Raw genomic sequence first — 26341 nt, 5'->3', positions numbered from 1 at the left:
AATGCGGGCGCGAGCGCTCCCACATTAGTCTTAACATTAAGGTTTTCTTATCTTTTTAACCGACCGGGCTAGGATAACGCATTGACCCCTGGCAGGACGACAACCCTTGAAACCCGAAGCGGCAATTGAACGAAATGCGTCGATGCCAAGCGGGCCCGAGACCGGTGGTCGCTTAAGGGATCCGCTTGCGTCTGCGCTGGTCTACCTTGCTGGCTTTCATGGACGATCCATTAGCCGTGAAGCCTTGATAGCCGGTCTGCCCATCGTCAACGGCCGGCTGACCGCTACGCTCGTCGAACGTGCAGGCTTGCGCGCCGGGCTCGAGATTGAGCCGGTCAAACGCGCGCTCCTCGATATTCCCGCTCTCGTGTTACCGGTTCTACTGATCTTGAAGGACGGCATGCCGTTGATCATGACAGGCGTCGATGCGGCCGGTGAAACGGCTCACGTCATAGACCCGGAGCGACCCGACGCGACGAAAAATCTCACCATTGCTGCGCTGGCCTCGCTCTATTCCGGCTATGCGTTCCTGGTCAAACCCGCGGCCACAGCTGACGCGCGCACGGTTGCCGCGGGCGATCTCCCTCAATCACACTGGTTCTGGTCCGTGGTCCGCAAATTCGGATCGAATTACGGACATGTTGCGCTCGCGGCACTCCTCGTTAACTTGCTGGCCCTGGCTGCACCGCTATTTACGATGAACGTCTACGATCGCGTCGTCCCGAACGGAGCGATCCCGTCTCTTGTTGCTCTTGCTGTCGGCCTTGGCCTCGCAATCGTTTTCGATTTCGTCATCCGGATTGTCCGAAGCCGAATCGTCGATCTGACGGGCAAGAAGATCGATGTCGTGCTCGCCGCCAATATTTTCGAGCATATCCTCGCAGTGAAAATGGCAAACAGACCGGCGTCTGTTGGCATTCTCGCCAACCAAATGAGGGATTTCGATTCAGTCAGGGAGTTTTTTACATCGGGAACGGTGGTCGCAGCCACTGACCTCATCTTTGCGATGATATTCATCGGCATACTCTTTGTTATTGCGGGCCCGCTCGCATGGATTCCCTTGCTGATGTTGCCGATCATTATCGCAACCGGCTTCATTCTGCAGCGGCCGCTCGACCGTGCCATGAAGAGGCTGCAGGCGGAATCGGCTGCGCGGCATGGCGTGCTTATCGAATCATTGTCAGGCATTGAAACCGTTCGCGCCACGGGTGCAGAATCCCGCATGCAAACCCTCTGGGAGCGGTCCGTGGCAGCAACGGCGCGCTCGGGCGAAGATGTCCATTTCTGGTCATCGCTTGCCCTGACGATTTCAAGCTCCGCTCAGCAGATCACGAGCATGTTGCTGGTGGTGATCGGCGTCTTCCTGATTCTCGACGGCAAAATCACCATGGGCGCCCTGATTGCCGCAAACATGCTGTCCGGCCGCGTACTGGCCCCGATTTCGAGCCTTGCATCCGTTATCACCCGGGCGACCCAGACAGTAAGCGCGTTGCGTTCGATCGACCGGCTGATGTCACTTGAACGCGAACGCCCGCCGGGTCGCGCTTTCGTAACCCGGAAGATCGAACGAGGCGCCGTCAGTTTCGACAACGTAAGCTTCCGCTACCCTGGCACCAAGCAAAGCGCGCTTGAAAATGTGTCGTTCAAGATCGCTCCGGGAGAGCGAGTTGCCATCATTGGCCGCGTCGGCTCAGGGAAGACGACGGTCGGTCGCCTCTTGACCGGATTCTACGAACCGCTTGAAGGCAGTATCGCCATCGATGGTATCGATTCACGTCAGTATGACCCCGCTGACCTTCGCGCCGGCGTCGGCTTCGTCATGCAAGATACCGACCTGTTCTTCGGAAAGCTGCGTGACAACATCACACTCGGAAAACCGTCAGCCAGCGACGAAGAAGTCATCGAAGTCGCTCGCCTGTCCGGTGTCGAGCAGTTCATCGCCGGCCATCCGCTCGGTTACGATATGCCGATCAGCGAGGGGGGCCGCAGCCTTTCTGGCGGGCAAAAGCAAGCCATCGGCTTGGCACGTGCCATGATCCGGAAACCCAAGATCATCTTCATGGATGAACCGACTGCGCACTTCGATGTACGCAGCGAGGCGGAGTTCCTTGATCGTCTGAAATCAATAGCGATGTCCGACATGACGATCATCGTCTCGACCCACCGCCCTTCCCTATTGACGCTAGTCAACCGGATTCTTGTTTTTGAACAGGGCAAACTCGTGGCCGATGGCCCCCGCGAAAGCGTTCTCGCCAGTCTTCAGGCTGGAGCAAAGCGGGCAGCCGAAGCACCGAAGTTCGACAAACCTATCGTGAAAACAAATGCAGCAGTCTGACTTTGCTTTCGCAAATGATATTCGAGCTGCGGTCGAGTTGCGCACGCCGCGCACATCACGGCTAGTCTTGCTGTGTACATTGGCGCTTCTTGTAGTTGGCGTTGTCTGGGCGCATTTTGCCGTCCTCGACGAAGTCAAACGCGGTAACGGCCGGGTGATTTCCTCTCGTCAGACTCAGGTTCTGCAAAGTCTCGAAGGTGGGCTGGTCCTGGAAATTCTGGTGCGGGAAGGAGATATCGTAAAGCAAGGCCAGGTTTTGATGAGAATTGACGACACCAAGTTTTCAGCAGACCTTGGTGAGGTTCGTGAACGGCGCGCGTCAAACGCTGCACGTGTTGCGCGCCTTCAGGCTGAAGTGATTGGCGCTGAAAAGCCCATCTTCCCAGAGGAACTCATCAAGCTCGCCCCCCAGATCGTAGAAACCGAGCAGAACCTGTTTACTGCGCGCGTGAAGAAAGTATCTCAAGACATCGACGTTCTCGCGCAGCAGGAAACGCGGCTTGCCGCCTCACTCAAACTGCTCAGCCGAGAGGTAGAAATCACCCGCAATCTGTATGCGCAAAAGGTAGTGCCCGAGATTGAGATGTTGCGTCTCGAACGGCAGGCCAGCGAAATTCGTGGGCAACTTGCCGAAACGCAATCGCGCATCACGAATATCAAGACCGCGTTCCGGTCGCAGTCGGAAGAAGATCTGGCTAAATCTCGCGGAGATTTGGCTGTGCTGGAAGAGAACATCAAGTCCGCGCAGGATCGCGTCCGCCGGGCCGATCTCAAATCTCCGGTTAACGGCATTGTCAATAAGCTGAACGTGACCACTGTCGGAGCAGTGGTTCAGCCGGGCGCGAACCTGATGGACATTGTTCCGCTAGATGACAGCCTGCTTGTCGAGGGCCGAATTCGTCCGCAGGACATCGCGTTTATCAGGGCGGGACAGGATGCGGTGGTCAAGATTACCGCTTACGATTCTTCGGTCTATGGCTCTCTCAAGGGGAAAGTCGAGCGTATCAGCGCGGATACGATAGCCGACGACAAGCCCGAGCGCGGTGAAAAGGGCGAAACGTTCTATCGGGTCATGGTTCGCACAGACAAGAACCATCTTGGAACCACCGAAACTCCGCTTCCGATCATTCCCGGCATGGTTTCCACCGTGGAAATCCTGACTGGCGCAAAATCGGTGCTCGATTATGTCGTGAAGCCTGCCCGTATGCTTCGCGATGAAGCTCTTCGCGAGCGTTGAAGCCTTTCGGTAACGAAATAGTCAGCATTAACGCTGCGTTACCCATCGGCGATATTTCAAATTCTACGTATTCTGTTTCTGGCTCTTCACTCTGCGGCGCAGAATACCCGCCCCTGCCCGCGCCGTTTAACGCTGCGCTAGCCGCCTCCATTCAATGATCGCTCCATCACACGGGAACGGGATCAGCTTTTAAGGTTGGCCGACGCTCCCGGGATGCAGGGGCGTTATCATGGCAAGTTTTTCAACGGCGCGTACCGTTACAGGGGTAATTGTTGGCCTCGCGGTTTTGACAGTTGGCGTTTTTCCTGGGGAGGCCGCCTCAAGGGCCAAACCCAGGAAGTATATTTTCGACGACCTCGTTACCCCGTCGATGCTGGAGTCGCCAGTACCGCCTGTCCCGACGCAGGCCGCGACAGGCGCCCGCTTCTTTTCGATCAACAGCGTTTTGGCAAAGCTTGATGGCAAGTCCGTTCCGAACGAGCCCGTTCGACTCGCCTCCGTCGCAAGCGATAGCGTTATTTCGGACGCGCCCAGCGAATTCACCGGTGTCGAGCAGTCACAACTCTCGACAACCGAGCCTTTTGGCCTCTTCACTTTCCGCGCTCCCGAAGGGATGTTGTGGCGCAAGTGGCGCAGCGTAAAGAGCCAGATTGACAAAGAGATGAGCGAGATTTCGAGCTGCAAGGCGAATTCTTCGACCTGCAGTAGCGCTGCCAAACGGTTTATGCTGATGGTCGATGACGTGCGTGAACGCAACGGCGCGGCAAGGCTCGAGACCGTCAATCGCCTTATCAACACCGCGATCCGCTACACCAGCGACCTCATCCAGCATGGCGAGGTCGACCTGTGGTCTTCTGCGCTGGCTTCGCTACGCACTGGCCGGGGCGACTGCGAGGATTATGCAATTGCAAAATACATGGTGCTGCGGGAAGCTGGCATTCCTGAACAGGATCTTCGCATTCTCCTGGTGCGTGACCGCGCTGTCCGTGAGGATCACGCGGTGCTCGCAGTGCGCAAGGATAGCGGCTGGACCATTCTCGACAACCGGCGCGGGACATTGTTCGCTGACAGCGATCTGCCGCAGTTCACGCCGCTTGTGGCGCTGGATACAGGTGGAGTGAGCCTGTTTGCCTCGCCTTATCTGAGCCAACGCATGAACAGCGACAACAAGGCCGTAGCACCAGCAGCAGCCGATCCCTGGGGTATGGCGCTTCCGAGCGATGCAGCTGTCCAGGACACGGCCGTGAACCTCGACCTAAGCGACATTCAGTCGTCTTCGGGAGCATCGGGACTGACCAATTTTCCGCTTCTGCTCTGACGGTTTTCGCAGCACAGGTGTTCCTTAAAAATACCCACCACTGCACCTGCTATCGCGGTGCGGTGGCAACGGTCGCGTGGTAGACTTCAGTCGGGACAAGACCTCTAGGCGACTATGGGGACGATCGTGAGCAACAAGATTCTATGTGTCAGGCACCGGATTGGAATCGGAAGGGCTTTCGCAACTGGTGTATTGATCCTGGCGGGTTTAGGCGTGTCTGCTCACGCCCAAGATGCTCAAACAGTGGAGCGCACGGCCAAGGGAGCTACGGCGAAGCCAATCCGGGTCGGCGTCTATCTCAATGTGCAGCCGGATTGTAGTTCCGGCGTTCTCCCTACCATCCGCCTTCTGAGCCCGCCTGCGAACGGGACGGTTGAGGTCAAACGCGGGAAAGTCACTGCTACCAACTACAAGCAGTGCCTGGCGCTTGAGGTGCCCGGCTATGTTGCGTTCTACAAATCAAAGACTGACTTCATCGGCGTGGATGTCGTGACGCTTGAGGTCAAGTATCCGAACGGCCGCACCGAAGTACAAAAGATCAGCGTCACTGTCGGCGACGGCAAAGGCGGACGAAACATTTGAATAGGAAAGCGCGGCGAAGCAAAGCACCCCATCAGGCATCCGTCCGAAAAGCCAAAGAAAAACCCGCCGGTTCGCTCCGGCGGGTTTGTTCGTCTTGTGAGGTGCCTTAGGTCGTGGCCGCCAGATGGAGCTGATGCTCGGTGCCGGCGAACGTGGCGTTGATGATGTCACCATGGCTGGTGCCGGCAAACCCCGCAAGCACGGCTACATCGTGTGATCCGCCGGCGAAATTGCCCTGACCGGTGGTGTCGACCTGAACGGTGACATCGTTGCCGGACTGAGCGAGGTGGACGAAGTTCTCCACATTCGAGCTCGGCGCAAAGACCTGATCGAGAAGTGCAGAGAGATCGATCTTGTCACCTTCCGCATTGTTGAAGTTAAGGATCGTATCGGCGTGTCCCAGCGTGCTCGCCGGCAGCGCGAACGTATCCGCGACGCCGTCCGTGCCGGAGACCGTATGGCTGCTGTTATTGCCATCCGTGATTTCCCCGAGCGAAGCATTGAGGTTGACTTCCACGAACGAACCCTTCGAGCCATCGACATAGGTGAAGGTGCCGTTCGCAGCAATCGACTGGCCATCGATAGCGCCCGTCCCCGCCGTTGCAGCGAGATCGATGCCGGTGATGCCAAGGCTGGTCAACGACAGCAGTTCGCCTGCATCGGTAACACCGTTGTGGTTGACATCCTGCCAGACCGAGAGCTTGGCGAAAGCCTGATCCTTGCTGTCGATCACGCCGTCCTGATTGTTGTCGAGGCTGGCGAGCGCTGCAAGACCGTCGGCGAAGTTCCCGCCCGCGAAGTTCGGGGTAAACAACTCGCTGCCGCTGTCGATTTTGCCGTTACCGTTGATGTCGAGCGCCAGCATGCCGTCGTGACCATTGGTCCAGGCAACGTGGTCCTTGACCCCGTCGTGGTTGATGTCGAATTGAACGCCGTTTTCCTGCGAGGTGAATGCAAAACCGTTGTGGTCGAGGTCGAGCACAATTGGGTCGACGCTGGTCGTTCCAGCCACGCTGAACTGGCCGCCTGACGCCGCGATCGACGTCGCATTCACACCGACAAGATCGATGAGGACGTCATTGTCGTTCGAGTTTCCGTTGCTGCTACCTTGGATGAAAAGGAAGGTGTGATCGACACCACCGATCATCGCGGCGAAGGCGACCGCAGTTCCCGTGGTGCCGATGTCGACACCCTGAAGGTACTGAACGGCAGCCGCAACCTGAGCCAACGTGGTGAGCTGATACTCCGCACTATAGCCTACGCCGGTGCTGCCACCGGAACTTGGCGCATCATCGAAAGTGATGATGCCGTTCGTAATGCTGTGCGAGCCGATCACTCGGCCACTTTCAACCTGCAGGCTTGAGTTCGTTCCGTTGCCTGTTGCATTGACGGCGACTGAAGCGCTGGCAAAGCTGATGCGCTCGCCAGAGCTTGGCTTGAAGTCCGTGATGGTATCATAACCGGTGATCAAGCCGCTTGTGCCGGAACCGGTAATCGAGAGAACGCTATCACCAATGGCAAAGCTGAATGTATCGGTTCCTCCACCGCCGGTAAGCGTGTCGTCGCCCGTACCGCCGTCGATCCAATCATTGCCGGCGCCGCCTTTGATGGTGTCGTTGCCATCAAAGCCGTACATCACCTGGTCGTTGTTGACCGCACTGCCGTCCATCGCGGTATTGTTACCGTTGGTGCCGAGCCAAAGCGTCAATTGCTCGACCCGGTTGTTCCCAGCCGAATCTGACACAGTTGACCCGCTCACGGTCACGGTCTGTACAGTGCTGAAGCTGAGGCTGCTGGTCGACACGACGCCACCGTTCGTGATCGACAGGGTCTCGTTATTGGTCCCGCCAATACTGACCGTCTGGCTGCCGGTACCGTTAAAGCTAAAGGTGCCGGCCTCGTTGCTGGTCAAAGTCAGCAATGTTGAACCGCTGCTGACCGTCGTATTGCCGCTGCTCGTGCCTGCGGTCAGCCCTGCGTTGCCCGTGAAAACGATGTCGGTCGGCGCTGTCGCGTCGATGGTTGCCGTGCGTGCAGGCGTCGTTGTCGTCTGGTTACCCACAGCATCTGTGGCGACGGCGGTGAAGCTGTGAGCTCCATCACCCAGGGCGGTCGTTGTGTACGACCAGTTGCCGCTGTTCACCGTGGCGGTGCCCAACAAGGTGCTGCCGTCGTAGATCTGGACTGACGACACACCGCTTCCGCCGGTGTCGCTCACCGTGCCGGACAACAGCAATGTATTGTCTTTCGTGGTGCCGCCGCCGGAGATGGTCCCCGTCGCGCCGGTATCAGTGGTGATCGTGTTGCTCATCGTGACCGTCGGCGCTGTCGCGTCCACGGTTGCGGTCACCGGTGTTGCGGTCGTGAATGTGTTTCCGGCACCGTCCGTCACCTTGGCCGTGAAGCTGTGCGACCCATTACCCAAAGCGCTGGTCGTGTAGGACCAGTTGCCGCTGTTCACCGTGGCGGTGCCCAGCAAGGTGACACCGTCATAGATCTGGACCAGTGACACACCGCTTCCGCCAGTGTCGCTCACCGTGCCGGACAGCAGCAGGGTATTGTCCTTCGTGAGGCCACCGCTGGTGATGGTTCCTGCCGCACCAGTGTCGGTGGTGATGGTGCTGCTCATGGTTGCCGTCGGCGCGGTGATGTCGACGGTTGCAGTTACTGGCGTTGCGGTCGTGGATGTATTTCCGGCACCATCTGTCGCCTTCGCCGTGAAGCTGTGGGCTCCATCGCCCAAGGCCGAGGTCGTGTACGACCAGTTGCCGCTGGTGACCGTGGCGGCGCCCAACAAGGTGGCGCCGTCGTAGATCTGGACTGACGACACACCGCTTCCGCCGGTGTCGCTCACCGTGCCGGACAACAGCAACGTGTTGTCCTTCGTGGAGCCGCCGCTGGTGATGGTGCCCGTCACGCCAGTGTTGGTCGTGATGGTGCTGCTCATGGTCACCGTCGGCGCGGTTGCGTCGATGGTTGCAGTTACTGGCGTTGCGGTCGTGAACGTATTGCCGGCACCGTCCGTCACCTTGGCCGTGAAGCTGTGCGACCCATTACCCAGAGCCGATGTCGTGTACGACCAGGCACCGCTGGTGACCGTGGCGGCGCCCAACAAGGTGGCGCCGTCATAGATCTGGACCGTCGACACGCCGCTTCCACCGGTGTCACCGACCGTGCCGGACAGCAGCAGTGTGTTGTCCTTCGTCGTGCCACCACTGGTGATGGTTCCCGCAGCCCCCGTATCGGTGGTGATCGTGCCGCTCATGGCCACCGTCGGCGCGGTCGCGTCGACGGTTGCGGTTACCGGCACTGCAGTCGTGAATGTATTGCCGGCAACGTCGGTCGCCTTAGCCGTGAAGCTGTGGGCTCCGTCGCCCAATGCTGAGGTCGTGTACGACCAGTTGCCGCTGTTCACCGTCGCGGTGCCCAGCAAGGTGACACCGTCATAGATCTGGACCAGGGACACACCGCTTCCGCCGGTGTCGCTCACCGTGCCGGACAACAGCAATGTGTTGTCCTTGGTGTTGCCGCCGCTGGAGATCGTACCTGTCGCGCCGGTGTTGGTGGTGATCGTGCTGCTCATGGTGGCCGTCGGTGCAGTGGTGTCAACCACCAGCGTGCCCGTCGGATTGACGCCATTCGCGCCGGTCAGAGTCGCTACGTTTCCTGACGTATCTGTGATAACCGCACCACCCAAGGTGACGGCCGAAGCCGCCAGCGCCAAGTCCGCTGTCGTCTGGCCGGTGGCCGGAGTGTAGGTGAAAATGAGCGTATCGGTGCCCGAGCCTCCCGAATAACTCGCTGTCCCGCCGGTATTGAGATTCAGAACCGGCGAGCCGCTGGTCGTATCAACAACAACTGCCTCGCTGAACTTGACAGTCAGGGTGACCGCCTCGCCCAGAGCCAGCGCGCCGTCGTTTGCTCCATAGGCCACAGAGGTCACTGTCGGCGGGATCAGATCGATGGCCAGCACCCCGGCCAGGTTCTTGGTCACGCCACCTTCAAACTGGAAGCTTTCAAAATTGGTGAACTCATCGGTGATGCTGCCAGCACCGCCGGCATGGGTGATCTTCACGCCACCGGAAATCGCCTCAATCGCGGTGATCTCGCTGACACTGAAATCCAGCTTCACGATGTCTGCGGTGGTCTGAGCGCCACCGTCGGCAATCACCTTGTGAGGATCGCTGTTGCCGCGCTGTGTGAGATCGAGAATATCATCACCCGTGCCGCCATGAACGGTGACGGTCGAGGTGTCGAGGGCAGTACTCGCCAGCGAGCCGATGTATTGAATGTTCACGCCGCCAGGGCCGGCGGTAATGTCGATGTCCTCGACACTATCCATGCGTATGGAGCCGCCATCCGACATGGTGACGATGATATCGGTCGAGTTCGGGCCTGTGGCCGGCACGATATCGGTGCCTCCCGTCGCCGCCGCGATGGTGACGGTGCCGGTGGCGCCGGTGATGTACAGCGTGTCCGAGCCGGTGCCGCCATCGACGGTGTCCTTGCCGTCGCCTTGCGCGTAGTTGATCTTGTCGTTGCCTTCCTGGGCGAAAATGATGTCGTCGCCTGTGCCAGCGGTAATGGTGTCGTCACCGCCGGTGCGGCCGCTTTCCGTGGCCAGTTCACGTTGATGCGAAGCAATATAGGCGAGTGTGTCGGCGCGCGTCCATTGCGCGCCGTCGCCACCCGGGTCATTAGCCGTGGTGAATGCGGTGGTCGTACCTTCAAGTGCTGCAAATACAGCCCAGCCAGAGCCGGCCGGATATGTCGCCGCAGACAAGCCCGCCGCGGCCCTGAGAACGTCGGTGTTCATGACATCGCCGTAGATGATGTCCTTGCCGGCGCCGCCGTTGATGATGTCGTTACCCGCCGCGGACTGTACGACGCCGCTGCCGGCCAGGCTGCCGACAACGCCGGTCAGGTCGCTGGGATTCACCACATTGGTGTAGGAATGGCCGCTGTCCAGCGCATTGAGCGCGGCCACCGCGTTCGGGCTACCGGCCACGTTGAGGCCGACGGCCTCGATCGTATAGCCGTATTGGCCGGCACCGGTGCCGGTGATGGTGTTGATCTGTGTCTGGGTAGCGTTGGTCGTCGGTTCGCCGTCGGAGATGAAGATCACCTTGTTCACCGAGGCGCCGGTCAGCGGGACAGACGAAACCGGATCGCTGCCGGATGTGCCAGGTGTGAGGTAGTCGATCACGGCATCAAGGCCGTCGGCATAACTCGTGTTGTTGCCCGGATCGGCGCCGATATACAGGCGATTGCCGCTATTGGTGATGCTGCCGTCCGCGTTCGCGGCGTCCAGCGCGCTGGCCAAGGCGGCGGCGTCGGCGGCCGCATTCGCATGGCTGTTCGTCACGATGTTATACGTACCCAGTTGCGTGTAGCCGCCACCGAAGGCGTACATGCTCACCCGAACATTGGCGGCGCCCGAGTTGTACAGGCTCTGGAGCAGCGCGCCCACCGCCTGCTGCATCGCGGTCATCTGTTGTGCGCTCAGGCTCGCGGTCGTATCGAGGACCAACACCACATTGGCGCTGGCACCCGCAGAGATGGTCGGCGTCGCGCCCGGATCTCCAACGATGGTGTCGTCGCCCGCGCTGCCATTGATCACACCCCTTACGTTCGGCGACGTATCGACGAAATGCGGCGGGTCACTGGGATTGTCGTCGCTGTCGTTGGAGCCGACGAAGAGCTGCGCCGTTGCGGTCAGAGAAATGGTGAGATTGGCTTGATTGCTAACGTCACCGTCGCTGTCGGTCAGGGTGTAGTGGAAGGTATCGGTGCCGCCGGAGTTGGACGTGCGAGTATAGTCGTAATTGCCATTGGCATCGATATGCAGGGTGCCGTACGTGCCGGTGACGTTGAAGCCCCCATTGCCGTCAGAAACACCACTCGTCACGCCACCGATGTGAGCGCCGTCAGCGCCCTGCTTGTCGGCGCCGCCGGTACCTGTACCGCTGCTGATAGTGCCAGCGATCAGATTACCGGAGGCATGCGAGCCGACCGCCGCCGTCCCCAGGCTGTTGGTGTCGGACACCGCGCTTGGCTTGTCGTCGATGATGGTGACGTCGAGGCTGTCGGTGGCGGTCGAGCCGTTGCTGTCGGTGACCTTGACCGTGAAGCTGTCGGTTGCCTGATCGGAACCAGCCGCGTTGGCTGCGGCGCTGGTCAGCACATAGCTGTAGCTCACGGTGCCGCCGGCTGCCGTGCCGGTATAGCCGTTGATGGTCAGCGTCCCGTGCGGGCCGTTGATCACCAGATTGGTGCCGCCGGAGGCCGCCAGCTGCGCATAGGTGTAGCTGGTGGCGCCGATCTGGATGGCCGAGATGCCGTCCGCCGCGGTCACCGTGAAGGTGCCCGGCTGGGTCAGCGCTGCTCCGTTCGGCGAGGTGCCGGCCGGCAGATTGCTCTCGTAGACGGTCTCCTCGCCGCCGGCCACATTCAGGCCGCCCAGCGTGACGCCGTCGTCCGCGCCGTCGATCGAGATCACCAGCTTGGCCGGCGACGTGTCGCCGTCGCCGTCCTTCATCGTGTAGTTGAAGGTGTCGTTCAGATGCTGACCCGGCGTCAGGGCCTGGATCGTGGCCTGCGTCGCCGCATCGGTTTTGAGTGTATAGGTGTAGCTGCCGTCCCCATTGAGAACGAGCGTGCCGTAGGTGCCGGTGAAGCTGCCGGTCGTGGTCACGGTCTTGCCGCCGTCCGCACCTGCAACGTCGTTGCTCAGCACGCCGGAAGCCGCGACCGTCACGCTCGCCGCATCCTCGCCGATGCTGCCGGTGTCGTCATGAGCCTGCGGCTTGTCGTCGATGATGGTGACGTCGAGGCTGTCGGTGGCGGTCGAACCGTTGCTGTCGGTGACCTTCACCGTGAAGCTGTCGGTCGCCTGATCGGAACCAGCCGCGTTAGCTGCGGCGCTGGTCAGCACATAGCTGTAGCTCACCGTGCCGCCGGCCGCCGTGCCGGTGTAGCCGTTGATGGTCAGCGTCCCGTGCGGGCCGTTGATCACCAGATTGGTGCTGCCGGAAGCCGCGAGCTGCGCATAGGTGTAGCTGGTGGCGCCGATCTGGATGGCCGAGATGCCGTCCGCCGCGGTCACCGTGAAGGTGCCCGGCTGGGTCAGCGCTGCAGCGTTCGGCGAGGTGCCGGCCGGCAGATTGCTCTCGTAGACGGTCTCCTCGCCGCCGGCCACATTCAGGCCGCCCAGCGTGACGCCGTCGTCCGCGCCGTCGATCGAGATCACCAGCTTGGCCGCTGACGTGTCGCCGTCGCCGTCCTTCATCGTGTAGTTGAAGGTGTCGTTCAGATGCTGACCCGGCGTCAGGGCCTGGATCGTGGCCTGCGTCGCCGCATCGGTCTTGAGTGTATAGGTGTAGCTGCCGTCCCCATTGAGAACGAGCGTGCCGTAGGTGCCGGTGAAGCTGCCGGTCGTGGTCACGGTCTTGCCGCCGTCCGCACCTGCAACGTCGTTGCTCAGCACGCCGGAAGCCGCGACCGTCACGCTCGCCGCATCCTCGCCGATGCTGCCCGTATCGTTCTTGGCTTGCGGAACGTCGTCCTTGATATCGATCGCCAGGGCCGCATTCGACGTCGTATTGCTGCCGTCCGTCACCGTGATCGTGAAGCTGTCAGCACTCGCATCGATGTTCTGGCCGGCCTCAGGAGAAGGATCGTGATAAGGCGCGGTCAGCGTGTAGGTATAGCTATAGGTGACCGTGCTGCCGTTGATCACCGGATTGGCGCTGATGACCAGCGTTCCGTAGGTGCCGTGAACAGTTGCGCCGGAGCCGTTGAGGGCTACCGTCAAAGGTCCGGACGAGTCGACACCCGTGATCGTCACGGTCTTGATGTCACCTGCGCCGTCCGTATCGGTCAGCGTGAACGTGCCATGCGTCACTTCGCTCGGCGCGTTTGCATTCGAACCAACGCTCGGAAGTCCCGCTTCGTCCACAAGGTTGTGGCCGGTGGCGACATTGGTTTCGCCTGTCGTCGGCGTTACCGTGATCGTCGGCGGGGTGTTCTGGTGAATATGCACATTGATGGTGCCGGAGACACCGTCACCGTCGCCATCGGTCAGGTTGGCCGTGAAGGCCAAATCCGCATCTGCTGAGCCTGAGGTCGTTCCGACTGTGACGCTGTCGAGATCGATCTTGGTCTTGCTGCTGGTGCTGATGGCATCGAATTCAACATCAACAATCGTCGCGCCAACTGGCGCGGTGATCGTCAGACCGTGAGCTGAGGTCGCCGAATAATTACTGACGACCAGACTCGTGTTGTCCGAGAAGTGAACAATATAGTTGAGCGTCGTATCCTTGAAGAAGCTGAATGTCGCAACCGTCGGGTCTGACTGGTTGAAATCGAACTTCAACCAATCACCCGGATTGAAATTATTGCTGTGAAGCCCAAAGCCCTGGGCGGAACCGTTCACGTCATCGCTACCCGTCACTGTCGCGACGACATTTCCGCCATTGCTGGCAGTCGTCACGTCAATCGAGGGTGCCGGAGCGTTTGAGTGGAACAGATTGGCGATGACCTGAGACGTCGAGGCCGATAGATCGAGAGCCTTGTACTGAGTGAAAGTATAACCCTGCTCGCCGTCGGTCACTTCGAGCACGAACACCTGGTTTGTTGCGCCGGGCGGCGTGCTGCCCGTGACGATAGCGCCGGTATAGGCGATCAGAGTCGAGCCATCTTCGCTCACCCAGTAATGAACGTCCTGGCCACCGGACTTCATGCCAGCGGGCGGTGCATTTCCGGCAAGATTGGCGCCGCCAGCACCGTCCGCACCGGGATTGAAATCAATGGCTCCGGCGTGAACGACGTTGTAGTTATCGACCGTGATCTGCTGGATGCCGTTTAGTTCCGGACTATCGTCATCGACTTTCACGCTCAGCGTACCGGTCGCTTGATCGTTGTCGCCGTCCGTCACCTGATAGTTGAAGTTCAGCGTCAGTTCGTCTTCGTAGCTAAGCTCCGGACCATTGTTCTTGAGATCGGGATCGGTGAACGGATGAGCGAGCGGCGCATCGAGCGTGACGGTGTAGTGGCCGGACGAATCCACCTCGATGGTGAAAACAGTCACGGTCTTCGTGCCATTCCCATCCGGAACGGTCATGGTACCCGTAAACGTGCCGCCCTTGGTGAAATCACCGGCCGCGCCGCCCACGCCGGCGTTCACGCCAGCCGCCCACGTCGTGGTCACCTCGTAGGCCTTGCCCACGCCCGTGGTCGGATCGACATAGATTGCGAACAACGCGACGGCGGTGTCGCCGTTACTGTTTTTCGCTGAGAATCCCGTGATCGCAATCGACTTCAGACCGTCCGCACCGGCGGAGAAGTTCAGGTCTCCGCTGGCCGTATAGTAGTTGTTTCCGGTCAGATCGCCGGGGCCGCCGTCGATTCCATTTAGCTGAGCCTCGTCGTCCAGTGTCGCGGCTGTCGTTGGACCGCGCACCACCGGAACGTCATCATCCACGCCAACAAAGAACGAGCCGCTGACGGAGTCGCCGTCGGAATCGGTTGCTGTGTAATTGAACGACAGGCCGATATCGTTCTCATTAGCGCCAGGCGCGTGATCCAGCTTGTCGAGCAGGATGAAGCGGAACTGTCCGGTCCCCTCGTCGCTCAACGAGACTTCGAACACAGTGCGCGCGTTGTTGCCTGTTCCGGCAACGCCCATGAGCACGGTATGGTCAGCATTCAAAACGAAGGTGACCAGGTCGCCGTGTGAATACAGCGCGGATACGCCCGTCACGGCTACGTTGGCGTTCGTGAAGGTGACGCTGCGGTCACCAACGCCGTCCGGATGGTCCTGAACGAAAGAGTTGAACGGTCCCGAGAAGGTATCAACACCGCTGTCGCTGTCGTCAGCACCCCACTTGATGTTGAGACTACCGGTCGCAGTTGCTTCGTTGTTGTCCTGTCCGACACCCTCGGTGTTCGGAACAACATTGTCGCCTGGCTGGCTGTCGTGATTGCCGTAGGCCAGTGGCCCGGTCAGGCCGTCTTCGTCAACGGTGATGGCGGGGATAAGGCTGACGTTATCGAGATATGCGCCGAGCTGGTTGGGCTGGCCGCTGCCCTGGAAGGCAACGGTATTGGAGCCAGCCTGCGCTGTGACAAGAACGGAAACGTGCTGCCAGCCATCAGCCTGCGTTGAGGAATCGATGGTGTGAACAATGACACCGTTCCAGTAGACCTTGAGGCTGCTGCTGTCGGGATTTCCGTCATTGGGACGCGGCGAGTACCAGAACGACAATTCATAGCTGTCGCCGGCAGCCAGCGGCGTTGAGATCGTCTGCTGAATCGTCGCATTCAGCTGCGAGGTCGGATTGTTAAGCGGGTCGGAATCCAGTTCGACCTTGGCGATACCGTCCTGCGGCAACAAATCGCCGATATTGCCCTGCTGGATCTCGAACGGAACGTTATCGGGACCCGAGGTCCAGTGATTGATTGCCTCGAAGGTGTTGAATCCGGGATTTCCAACCGGACCATGGTCCTCGAAGCTTCCATTCAGAATGAGATTGGCATTCTGATAGGGGTTGGTGAGGTACGGAACGTCGTCGGTGATCCGCAGCGTCAGGAATGACGTGGCCGTATCATCATCGCCGTCAGTAGCAATGAAGCCGAACTTGAGATTTAGCGTGTTCTGACCATTGCCCGCCGGATGATCCAGCGCGCCGGTGAGTTCGAACGAGAATGTGCCGCCATTGCCCGCATCCGGATCAAGAGTCAGCGTGAAAATCTGGTTTGCCGGGGCAATCGCGCCCTTGTACGCGATCAGCGTTTGGCCACCATCAACATTGGTCTGGATGTCGTAAACCAGCGGGACGCCGCCCGACGTGAGTGCGGGTTGCGGAACGCCATTGCCATCGGTGATGGCGATCGTCGGATGATGTGAATCCGTTGCAGCAAATGTCAGCGCCTTCGGGCCATCGGCCCCCCAGGTCACGCCGAGCGGCTTCCCATTCAGTTGCGTGTAGTCGTTTGTGTCCGCCGGGTTATCCAAGGCGTCGTTGCCAATCGGAGTCGCATGACCCGCGGCCGGAAGTACGTCCTCGTCAATTGTCCAGTCGCGTAGCGAGCTGTTTTCAAGCGGATTGATCGAAGGACCGTCGTCTTCAAAGCGAACAGCGCTGGAAATATCTGCCGAAGACGTAGCGTGGTCGCCGTCGCCGTCGGTCAACGTCACCGTAGCAAGCAAGGTGTTGGCGTTCAGGTAAACGCCCTCGTCGTTCTGACCGGCAATCGGATGATGCAGCGAAACATATTGAGCGATAGATAGAATCCCGGTGTTGGGATCGATGCTCAACGCAAAGGCTGCCGTGTCATAGCTGCCGTTGTTGTCGGAATCGTAGCGGCCGACAACCAGCTTGCCTTCCAGATAAAGGTGGATGGCCTTGCCTTCGGTAGTCGTCAGACCCGAATCGACGCCTGCTGACGATACGCTAAGGCCGATTACACGCGGATCTACGGCAGCAGGACCATCGGTCCCATAGTCAGCGACGCCCGTCGTGACGACGGGATCTTTACCTTGCGCATATTGCGGCTGATCCATGTCGGGATCGACGCCGACCGGGCCACCGTTCGTAACGGTTGAGAATAGAGCGCCAAGACCTGTGGTGTCGTCACTGTCAGCGTCCACCCCCTTGGTCTCGTCAATGATGATGACATCGGACAGCTTGACGTTGGCGAGGAATGTACCGGTGTTGTCACCAGCCTCACCGATCTCCTTGAACGTCAGCTGATTGTTCGCTCCGGCAGCGGTGACGTCGACCGAGATCGTCTGCATGACACCCGAAGTCGGAACGAATACTCCGACCGATTGCCCGTTCCACAAAACCTCGAGCTTCGCGCTATTCGCGATGCCCGGATCGTTCGCAGCGCCGATCTCGAACGTGAGATGATACAGGGCGCCCGGAGTAAGCGTCAGATCCTGGGTGATTTGAACGTTGCCCGGCGTAGCTTCCATGTCGACCATAACACTGTTGGTCGGACTGTCCGCGCCACGGTAGCCATCGCCGACGCGCTCGAGCTGAACGGTCGACGCGCCTTCGTAATCTGAAGCCGCTATATGCCACGCTCCGGCCGTGCCGGTGGTGTTGATGCCGCTGCCCACGCCCCACTGCGGGCTGTTCGAGACGAAACCGTCGAAGAACAAGCCATTGAGGGCTCCGTTCGTCGCCGCAATGCTGGGCGTCGGGCCGTCATCGTCGAACGAAACAACAGACGTATTGTTGGAGACGATGTTCGCCGTAGCCGTCTTGGTCACGGAATCATTGTCACCGTCCGTGGCTGTCACGGTAAGCTTCACGCCGATGCCCTGGCTCGCGTTGGCCATAAGCAGCGAAATTGTTTCATCGAACAGGGACGGATTTTCCGGCGCCTGGGCGCCTGCCGGTTCTGATGCGTCATGGTCGATAGGCAGGAACTGATCAACGATCAGTTGTGCCGTTGCCGGATCGGTCGAACTTAGCGAAATCCGCAATACGACATAGTCATCGCTGGTTCCGGCGGTATCGTGACCGATGCGGCCGACGATCTGGCCATCTTCAACCGTCAGCCACACAGTGCGATGATCGACTGAAGTTCCCGCAAGCGGGCCCCCCGTCAGCGCTGTGGCAACGAGATTGGTCTTGTAGCCGGCACCGGCCGTACCGGTCAGCACCAAGCTCACAGCCGACGTCAGCGGATTCGCTGACGGGCCATCCGCGCCGTAGTTGACGATTGCCGGTGCAAAAAGATTGCTCAGGGAGCCTTGGGCCGACTTCAGTTCGCCGATCTGCGCCGTGGAGTGTGAGTCTGTCGTCAGAGTGACGGTCTTGTTGCTCGTATCGTCCAAAAGGCCGTTCTGAGCGCCTCCACCCGATTCTGTCTCGCCGGTGTTGTAATGATCGGCGGGCGAATTGGCGTTCTTTCCGATCGTTTCGTCCAGATTGAGCGAAAGCGCTGCAAGGTCGTCCGAACCCACATCGGTTGCGACAGTCAGCGTCGGACCATCGTCGTTGAAGTGAATCTTTCCGGAGATATCAGCCGATGCAAATGCCGTGTCGCCGTCGCCATCGGTGATCGTGACGGTCGCAAGGATCGTGTTGTTTGCAAGGGTAACCTGATCGTCCGGATTTGCGCCGTTCAGGTTGTGCTGGATCGACAGATATTCGACCACGGATACTCGACCGGTCAACGGGTCGATCGCGACGGCGAATGCGGCCTGGCCAACCAGCAGACCGCTATCAACGCGGCCGACAATAATGTTGCTGTTCAGCGGATCGGTGTAGAGGCTGATTGTCGTTCCGTCCGTGAGCTTCAGTCCGGACGGTGTGCCGTTGCCGCCATTGAGTGTGAGCGAATAAGCGACCGGGTTGACAGTCGCAGGTCCGTCAACGCCGAAATACGGAAGGACAGCAAGTGCCGGCGTGTTGTCTATCGCAAATGCAAGCGGATTCCCGGCGTTGTCAGGATCGTGACCGACATTCGTAACGCTCGCGAAAATCGCAAGCGGTCCCGGAACGTCATCGTTCTGGCTGCCGGCAGATTCGTCCGCAGTGATGCCAAAGCCGTGCTGCAACTTAACCGCAACCGAAGGTCCATCGTCTTCAAAACGGATATCGCCGGAAATATTGGCAGATGCCGAAGCCTTGTCTCCGTCGCCGTCCGTTACGGTGACCGTCGCCTGGACGGTACCAAGCGCGTTACCGAGTGAAACGTATTCATCGGAGTCAACGCCGACATCCGGGCTGTTGTGATGCAGCGATACATACTGAACCAGCGAGACGACGCCGGTTAGCGGATCGATGTACAATGCGAATGCGGCTGGATCGGCATTCGTAACTTCGCCGTTGGCCGCGTCATATCGGCCGACGATGAAATTTCCTTCCTTAAACAGGAAGATTTCATGATGGTCCGTGGTCTGGATCTTCGAATCTATCGGACCGAGAGTCGCGGCTCCGTTGGCGTCAAACAGCGACAGCGAATAAGCCTTCGCAGCAGTTCCTGCTGCCGCACCGTCGGTACCGTAGCTAATAACGGGTGCTGAAAGCGCGGAACCGGCGCTACGCGCGTAGCCGATTGGAAGGCCGAACGGCACGTCCGGATCGTGACCGGGGTTACTCACGCTATTGAATACGGGCGTGAACAGGATGTCGTTATCGTCGCCGAATGGCGGGCTCTGAAGCAGCAACGTCTCGTCATGGACGAGTGTGAAGCCTTCGGCCTTGCTGACAGTGACGGTTGGACCATCGTCATCAAATGCGATGAACGAGCTATTGCCGCCAATGAGGGTGACTTCGACCGGCAGACTGGCGTGATCGCCATCACCATCAGTGACAGTCGTCGTCAGCTTCAGGTTAAGCGTGCTGTTTCCGATCAGCGTCAGAAGAGTCTGCTCGTCGAAGACCGACAGGCTTTCAGCTCCTCCGTGATCGATGGCAAGGAACTGATCGACAGTGATCTTGGCGTTCGCCGGATCGTTCGCGTTTGTCAGCGTAATACGGAAAGCAATGTACTGATCGTCGGTCGCAGAATTGCCGTCGCCAACAAGCCGGCCGATAAGCGTATTCGAATCGATCTGCACCAGCTCGATTGCGCGCTGCGCGGCCGTCATGTTTTCAAGCGACGTACCGACGAGCGCGGTTGCGGTCAGGCTCGTGCCGACGTGCTCGGACGAGAGCACCAGCTCCAGCAATTTTGTAACGCCGCCGTTGGGTCCAGGACCATCCGTACCGAAGTCGATATTCGGATTGGTGAACAGGCCTGCCAGAGCACCGCTGCCTGTCGATAGCTCGCCAATTGCTTTGCTAGCTGCCAGATTTTGATCGGTCGAAACCGTTACGGTCGCCGATTTGTCGTCGGCTCCGTTGGAGGCCCCGCCCTCTGATTCCGTTTCACCGGTATTGTAGCGATCCGCGCCGATCGTCTCATCGAGATCGAGAACCCCGAGATGAGGTGTTACTTCACCGCCCTCACCCGCCGTAACGGTCGGACCATCGTCTTCGATATTGACAAGCGTCGTCTTGCTATCAATGACCGTGACTGTAGCGTTCGAGGTCGCAACGTCGCCATCCCCGTCCGTGACGGTGGCTGTCAGTGTGATGCCGAGCGTGCCGCCGCCGGAAAGCGTCAGCGGCAGCGACGTGTCAAAATTGTTGTTATCAGAGCCATGGTCAATCGGCAGATACTGATCGACAACGAAATGCGCCGTGACAGGATCGCTTGGATGCTCGATCGATATCCGAAGCGCGATATCGCCCTGCGGTCCGCCAACGCGGCCAACAATCTCGGTGCCTTCACTGAAAAGATAAATCTTGGCGTCGGTGTAGTGTCCCGTTGGATCTGTAACCGAAAGAGAGGTCGCAACGCCGCCATTCTCACCCTTGCCACCAAGCGTCAAGGTGAAGGCATAATCTGCAGTGCCGCCGTCTTCGCCAGTGGTGCCATTGACCGAGAAAAGGTGTGCGAGCGAAAAGTCGCCGGTCTTTTGCTCCCCGAAGGGCTTCGGCGCAGCCTGATTAGTGTCGTCAGTCGCCGCATTGCTGTCGTTAAGGTCCAAGCCGACGGATTCATCCAGAGCCGCAAGTTTCAGCGAGCTCTCTTCAGCCGCCGAAACATGAACCTCCGGCGTATCGTCGATGACGCCGATCGTAAACGCACCTGCTTCGCTGAGGGTAAAGTTATCGCCATCGACGTCCGAGACATGCACCAGCGTGGTGAAATCAAGGAACAGCGTTTCTTCCAGGTGGCCGTTCGACGTCGAGCCGGTATCGGTCGTGTGAACCGGATGATCGATCTTGTCGAGCAACTCGAAGTCATAGGTGCCGTCAGAATGGATGGTCAGCCGGAAGACTTCGTGGAATCCATTCTCACCATCGGAGTACCCGCCGACAATGGTATTGTCGCCGGCGACCGTGGTGTCGATGGCGCTATAGTGCAATTCATGATTGGCGGACTTCACAACAGCGCCGGTGCTGTCGATAACCGGTGAGTTTGGAATTCCGGTATCGATCGTGAATGTCAGCGGCGGATTGCCACTCGCCACAAGATTGGTCAGCGCATTAGCGCCCGCGCCGTGAAAGTGCTGGGTCGTGATGTTCGGATTTTCGGGCGTGTCCTGATCAAGGCCATCCGATGACGTACCATTGCTGTTCGGAAGCGTAGCGTCGTTCGGGTCTTCTTTTCCCCCGCTCGTGATCCAGTTCAACTGGTTCACCAGTTCCTGAACAGACGGCTTTTCGCTGATCAACCCGCCGAGCTGTTCTTCTTCGGTGACGCCACCGACCTGAGCACCCGCGATTTGAAACGGAATCCGGTTTGGCTCGACGGTCGGCCCGAGCAGATCGTTGATGACAAAGTTCGGCAGTTCTTCCTGACCGAGGAGATCCAGCGGTCCGGGGAGCGCAAGCGGGTCTACGCCAACGCTGGAGAAGTTCGCGCCCGATGCCTGCGCGTTGCCGTTGCCGTCACCTGCGGCGGGTAACACCGACTGGTCTTCGGTGACCGGGAACGTCGCTGCGAATTCTGCGCCGGTCAAATCGCGGCCGGGCGAAACTTCCACCGAGATGCCATTGAGCGGCTTGCCGGTTGAATCAAAAAAAGGCTCGAGCGTAACCGTCGATTTGTTGTCGAAAAGAATGATGAGCTTTTCGCCGATATGAACCAGCGTGATCTTTTCGCCGGCAATGGCTGAGAGATCTGCCTTCACGCTTCCGTCGTAGCTCAAAGCCACGACGACAGACTGATCAGTAAAAGGCTTCGCTATTTTTACGATGCGCGCTGGAGGCTTGCCTGTCGTCTGACCCGCAATGTTTGCCTGGGCAACCTGGAATGGTCCATTCATGACAAGACTCTCAAAATTACAGAAAATAAAAATACAAGCGTAATGGGCGCTTTAACGGTCTGTTAACTCCCATCCTCTCGTTCAAACCTGTGTGGGTCAAGGAACCGTTATGGTGAATCGAACGACGCCTCCGGGTGTGGTTAAATTGACACGCTCTGCAAAGGTCTGATGTACCCGCCAGATGGAGGGATTGACCGGACGGCTGACTCTTGCTTGGTTAAGTAATTGATTTTTGGATACTTTTGGGGGCCGCCATGCGGGCCAAATTGCTCAATCTTTTCAAGGTGTCAGCCGTCGCCTGCACGGCCGTTGCTTTCAACACCGGCGCCAACTCGGCCGACCTCGGCCTCATGGTCTCGCGGGGTGTTAACGCGGGCAGCTGTTCCGAGATCGTATTGGTTTGCGAAAACGGCCGCCAATACCCGCTCTGCCCGATCGCGGTGAGCGTCGCGGGCGAGCTGGTTACTGCATCGCTTTATACCGCACCGCACCGCGCTACCTATGTCAGGCTGGTGCCGATGGGCGTTGGCTACAGATACGCTGGCAAGGGAATCTGGTTCGACGGATTGCGGGAGAACGCACTGCTGAATTTCGGTGACCGCAGCTCTGTCGCCTGCACCGTCTCACAATCTTGATTCGATTTTTTGAATAGACACGGGCCCCCGCCGGATCGGCGGGCTCAAGCTCAAATACGCATATCATCTGAGTATAGAGCGTAGTTCTGCCGCACAACTCGCTGGCTCTCATCCCTGAAACTGGCGCGAGCCGACGCTCTCGCCAGGACCGAGCCCAAATCCGGCTAACCTTCAGCCCTTTGCCCGCAAAGCTGTCCGGTAAGACGACCGCGGGTACATGTAGGCTTTCGGGTGAACATAGGCGGGACAATGGTCGTACCAGCTGTACTGCTGCCAATTCCATTTCCAGCATCCGGAGGCGATGCCCGGTTCGTAGCTATAGCCAATTCCTGGCCACCGAGGCTCATCACCAAAGGCATGAGCCCTATCAAGCGCAGCAATCGATACTAAAAAAGCACCAGCGGCCAAAATCCTGAATATCGAATTCATCATCACCACCATAATGTGCACTGAGAATACTTAAACGTGTCAAAGTCCGCGGGCTTAGGCAAGCGCAAGCTTGGCATTCTTTGTCGCTCGTAGGGTGCGGCCCAACAGCGACGATACCTCACTGTGTTGCTTGGTCCTTGTCGCGCGCGCAATGCGTTTTCGCATATCATTTGATCGCGCGAGCTTGCCGCGTTGCTTTGCGCCCGGACGCTTTGCAACGCGCAACAAGAGCGACTCAATCTCGCGAAGGGCTTTTTCTTTCGATAGAGCGCATAAATATCCGTATTACGCCCGATAAACTCACGCACCAGTTCGGGATGAAGCTCCAACAAATCCCGAGATACATTCTCTAAATGTTGGTGAACCAACGGCTCTCGCTTACAGCGACGAGTTGGCCAACCGCCATACTGTGCATTCGGTACGTTTGCCAACTCTTCTACTTGGGTGCGCGTTTGGGTGCGCACCAATCGACATGCGCAATCATCTACATGATTTTTCTTATAATTTTCCGATGCTGGAGCGTTGGCTGGCGACGCAGTGCTGATCGCGGCTGTCTCTAAACAAATTCCCTGCAAACAGGGAATTTTACAGGGGAAATCATACGAATTGAGCCCTTTGGATAGTTCGATTGACCAAAAGGAGCCTGTTCGTAGGCACTTCCGACGGAATTCGCTAAGCGAAATAGCAGGGAATATCTGACAGGATCAGGGAATTTGCTCCTCCATAACAGGGCTTCCGAAATTACTGCAGCCTATCCCACGTCCTAGCCAAGCCTGATAAAACTGTTGAAGTCAGACTTCGAGCTGGCGCACGTTATATCCAATCGGCTGTGTGCGCTCGAAGGCAGCGGCTGCACGGACAACGTCGCCCTCGCAATAAGAACGCCCCACGATCTGCAGACCGACCGGCATGCCGTCCGGAGCGATGCCGGCGCAAACGGAGGCAGCGGGTTGGCCGGTGAGATTGAACGGATAGGTGTAGAAAACCCATGACACGAGATTTCGGTCTTCCAGACCGTCGGGAATGTTTTGCCCCGCGTTGAGTGATGTCACCGGAATGACCGGCGAGATGAGAATGTCATAGCGCTCGAAGAATGTATTGATCTTGTCGCGCAGCGCATAACGGGCGAATACCTTGGTGTAGTAGTCACGCATATCCTGCGAGAGCGCGGGCTCAAGGACATCGGCGACAGCCGGATCGAGCAATTCGCGCTGGTTCTCCATGAACGAACGCAGACGGATGCCGACACCTGCATAAAATTCCGCTGTCCATAGATCGGCAGGATCGGTGTCGAAAACGTTCTCGACAAGCTCGACCGCGCAGCCGAGATCCCTGAACGTGCTCGCCGCCCTGTCCGTGAGCTTCACGACTTCAGGATCCGGACGCGCATAACCGAGCGTCGGACTATAAGCGATCCTGAGATCGGTTACCGATGCGAGCGCGGACCCGAGAACATCAGGGACTGGTCCTGCAACGCTGAACGGATCGCGCCTATCGAGACCCGCGATCACGGAAAATAGGAGTGCCGCATCCTGCACCGAGCGGGCCAGCGGTCCGACATGAGCAAGCGTCGGCGTCGCAGATGTCGGCCATACGGGCACCCGCCCGAACTGTCCCTTGATGCCTGCAAGTCCCGTGAACGCCGCAGGGATTCGGATCGATCCGCCACCGTCCGTCCCCAACGAGAAGGGTGTGATTCCAGCCGCGACAGAGGCGGCTGCGCCGGCACTCGAACCCCCAGGTGTCTTATCGAGATTCCAGGGGTTGCGGGTGATGCCGGTGAGCGGACTATCGCCGACCGGCTTGCAGCCGAATTCACTCGTTGTGGTCTTGCCTATCAGAATCGCACCGGCCGCTTTTGCGCGTTCAACTGCCGGCGCGTCCACAGCGGCGATGTTCGACTCCATCGTGCGCGAGCCGGAGGCGTAGCGCATTCCCTTGACCGCCATCAGATCCTTTGCGGAAAAGGGAATTCCGTGAAGGGCGCCCAGCGGCGCGCCTTTCAGAACCGCATCTTCAGCAACGCGCGCCGCTGCCAAGGCCTGCTCCGGCAGCAGAAGACAGAATGCATTGAGTGTCGGCTGCGTGGCCTCTGCTTTTTCCAGCGCTCGCCTTGTCACCTCCACAGGCGATATCTCTTTCGCCGCGATGCGCCGGCGCATCTCCATCGCGCTCATGTAGTCGAATTCATGCGACATCAATACATTCCCGGATTGAGACATATCTCCGGGCGGCTACGACGGCCGCCCGGAGATATTGCGCGGATCAGTCGTTCACGATCGCAAATGCGCGAACCGGGGAGCCCGAACCGCCCTTGAACTTCAGCGGCACACCGAAGAACTGAAACTCGCCCTTGCCCAGCAAGGACTCGAGGTTCACCAGCCACTCCCAGTGACTCATGCCGAGATCACGGCACAAGCGGTGCTGAGCGAAAATATCGTCGGTCGGCTTGTCGGTCGACGGCCCCTCGACACCATGCATCTTCGACTTGCGCTCGTGCAGCCACTTGGTGGCCTCGACGGTCAGCAGCGGATTCTTCCAAACCGAATCAAGCTTCGGATAGTTGCGCCGGTGGAAGCCGGTGCAGAGCAGGACGATGTGGCCATCGACCTTCACGCCGGCCTTCTTCTCGGCTTCTTCCATATCCTTGGCGGTGATGTCGCCGAGGTCAGGAATATGCTGGAGATCGAAACAAACCGCCTTCCCCATGAACATTTCGAGCGGCATATCTGCGACGGCAGCGCCCTTCGGATTGACATGCAGAAAAGCATCGACATGGGTGCCGACGTGATCCAGCATCGAGATATGATTGGTCTGGAATGTCATCGCGTCGCCCGGTACGCCCAGGCCCGACGCCTTGGTGCTTTCATGGCTCAAATGGACGGTGATCACCGGCCTTTGAAACATCTTGTGGGCCGGCATGTTGTCTTCGATGAGAAGGCTGAGATCGATTACGCGTTGAGCCATG

At 58.9% G+C, this 26341-nt stretch carries 8 protein-coding genes; 5 read left to right on the top strand and 3 right to left on the bottom strand.

The genetic code is table 11. The features are described 5' to 3' along the window. The first annotated feature begins 142 nt into the window (after positions 1–142). The 4 genes from AC1RM7_RS00560 to AC1RM7_RS00545 all read left to right on the top strand — a co-directional run bounded on the left by AC1RM7_RS00560 (position 143) and on the right by AC1RM7_RS00545 (position 5472). A complete protein-coding gene (locus tag AC1RM7_RS00560) occupies positions 143–2335 on the top strand; it encodes a type I secretion system permease/ATPase (RefSeq protein ID WP_492838767.1) in 2193 nt (730 codons plus the stop codon). Further along, positions 2322–3572 carry an HlyD family type I secretion periplasmic adaptor subunit gene (locus AC1RM7_RS00555; RefSeq protein ID WP_425994507.1) on the top strand — a complete coding sequence of 417 codons (1251 nt, stop codon included), beginning with the start codon at positions 2322–2324 and terminating at the stop codon, positions 3570–3572. Before AC1RM7_RS00560 ends, AC1RM7_RS00555 begins: the two co-directional genes overlap by 14 nt. 229 nt (positions 3573–3801) lie before the next feature. Continuing rightward, on the top strand, positions 3802–4890 hold the full coding sequence (locus tag AC1RM7_RS00550) for a transglutaminase-like cysteine peptidase (RefSeq protein ID WP_492838280.1): 1089 nt from the start codon (positions 3802–3804) through the stop codon (positions 4888–4890). A gap of 114 nt (positions 4891–5004) precedes the next feature. Then, positions 5005–5472 (top strand): hypothetical protein, encoded by a 468-nt coding sequence (locus AC1RM7_RS00545; protein ID WP_492838278.1) that lies wholly within the window; start codon positions 5005–5007, stop codon positions 5470–5472. A gap of 106 nt (positions 5473–5578) precedes the next feature. On the opposite strand, the gene AC1RM7_RS00540 is transcribed toward AC1RM7_RS00545, so the two are convergent. Continuing rightward, positions 5579–22309 (bottom strand): DUF5801 repeats-in-toxin domain-containing protein, encoded by a 16731-nt coding sequence (locus AC1RM7_RS00540; protein WP_492838276.1) that lies wholly within the window; start codon positions 22307–22309, stop codon positions 5579–5581. Positions 22310–22563: 254 nt separating this feature from the next. On the opposite strand from AC1RM7_RS00540, the gene AC1RM7_RS00535 reads away from it, so the two are divergent. Beyond that, complete coding sequence (locus tag AC1RM7_RS00535; protein ID WP_006020092.1) at positions 22564–22944, top strand: hypothetical protein; 381 nt, start codon at positions 22564–22566, stop codon at positions 22942–22944. A gap of 1220 nt (positions 22945–24164) precedes the next feature. On the opposite strand, the gene AC1RM7_RS00530 is transcribed toward AC1RM7_RS00535, so the two are convergent. Together AC1RM7_RS00530 and AC1RM7_RS00525 are read right to left on the bottom strand one after the other, a co-directional pair. Beyond that, positions 24165–25571 carry an amidase family protein gene (locus AC1RM7_RS00530; protein WP_024922021.1) on the bottom strand — a complete coding sequence of 469 codons (1407 nt, stop codon included), beginning with the start codon at positions 25569–25571 and terminating at the stop codon, positions 24165–24167. 67 nt (positions 25572–25638) lie between these two features. Continuing rightward, positions 25639–26340 carry a cyclase family protein gene (locus AC1RM7_RS00525; RefSeq protein ID WP_006020090.1) on the bottom strand — a complete coding sequence of 234 codons (702 nt, stop codon included), beginning with the start codon at positions 26338–26340 and terminating at the stop codon, positions 25639–25641. Position 26341 lies beyond the last annotated feature (1 nt).

The organism is Afipia sp. GW822-FHT03D08 (assembly GCF_058801645.1).
This window is presented reverse-complemented; position numbering and strand designations above follow the sequence as displayed.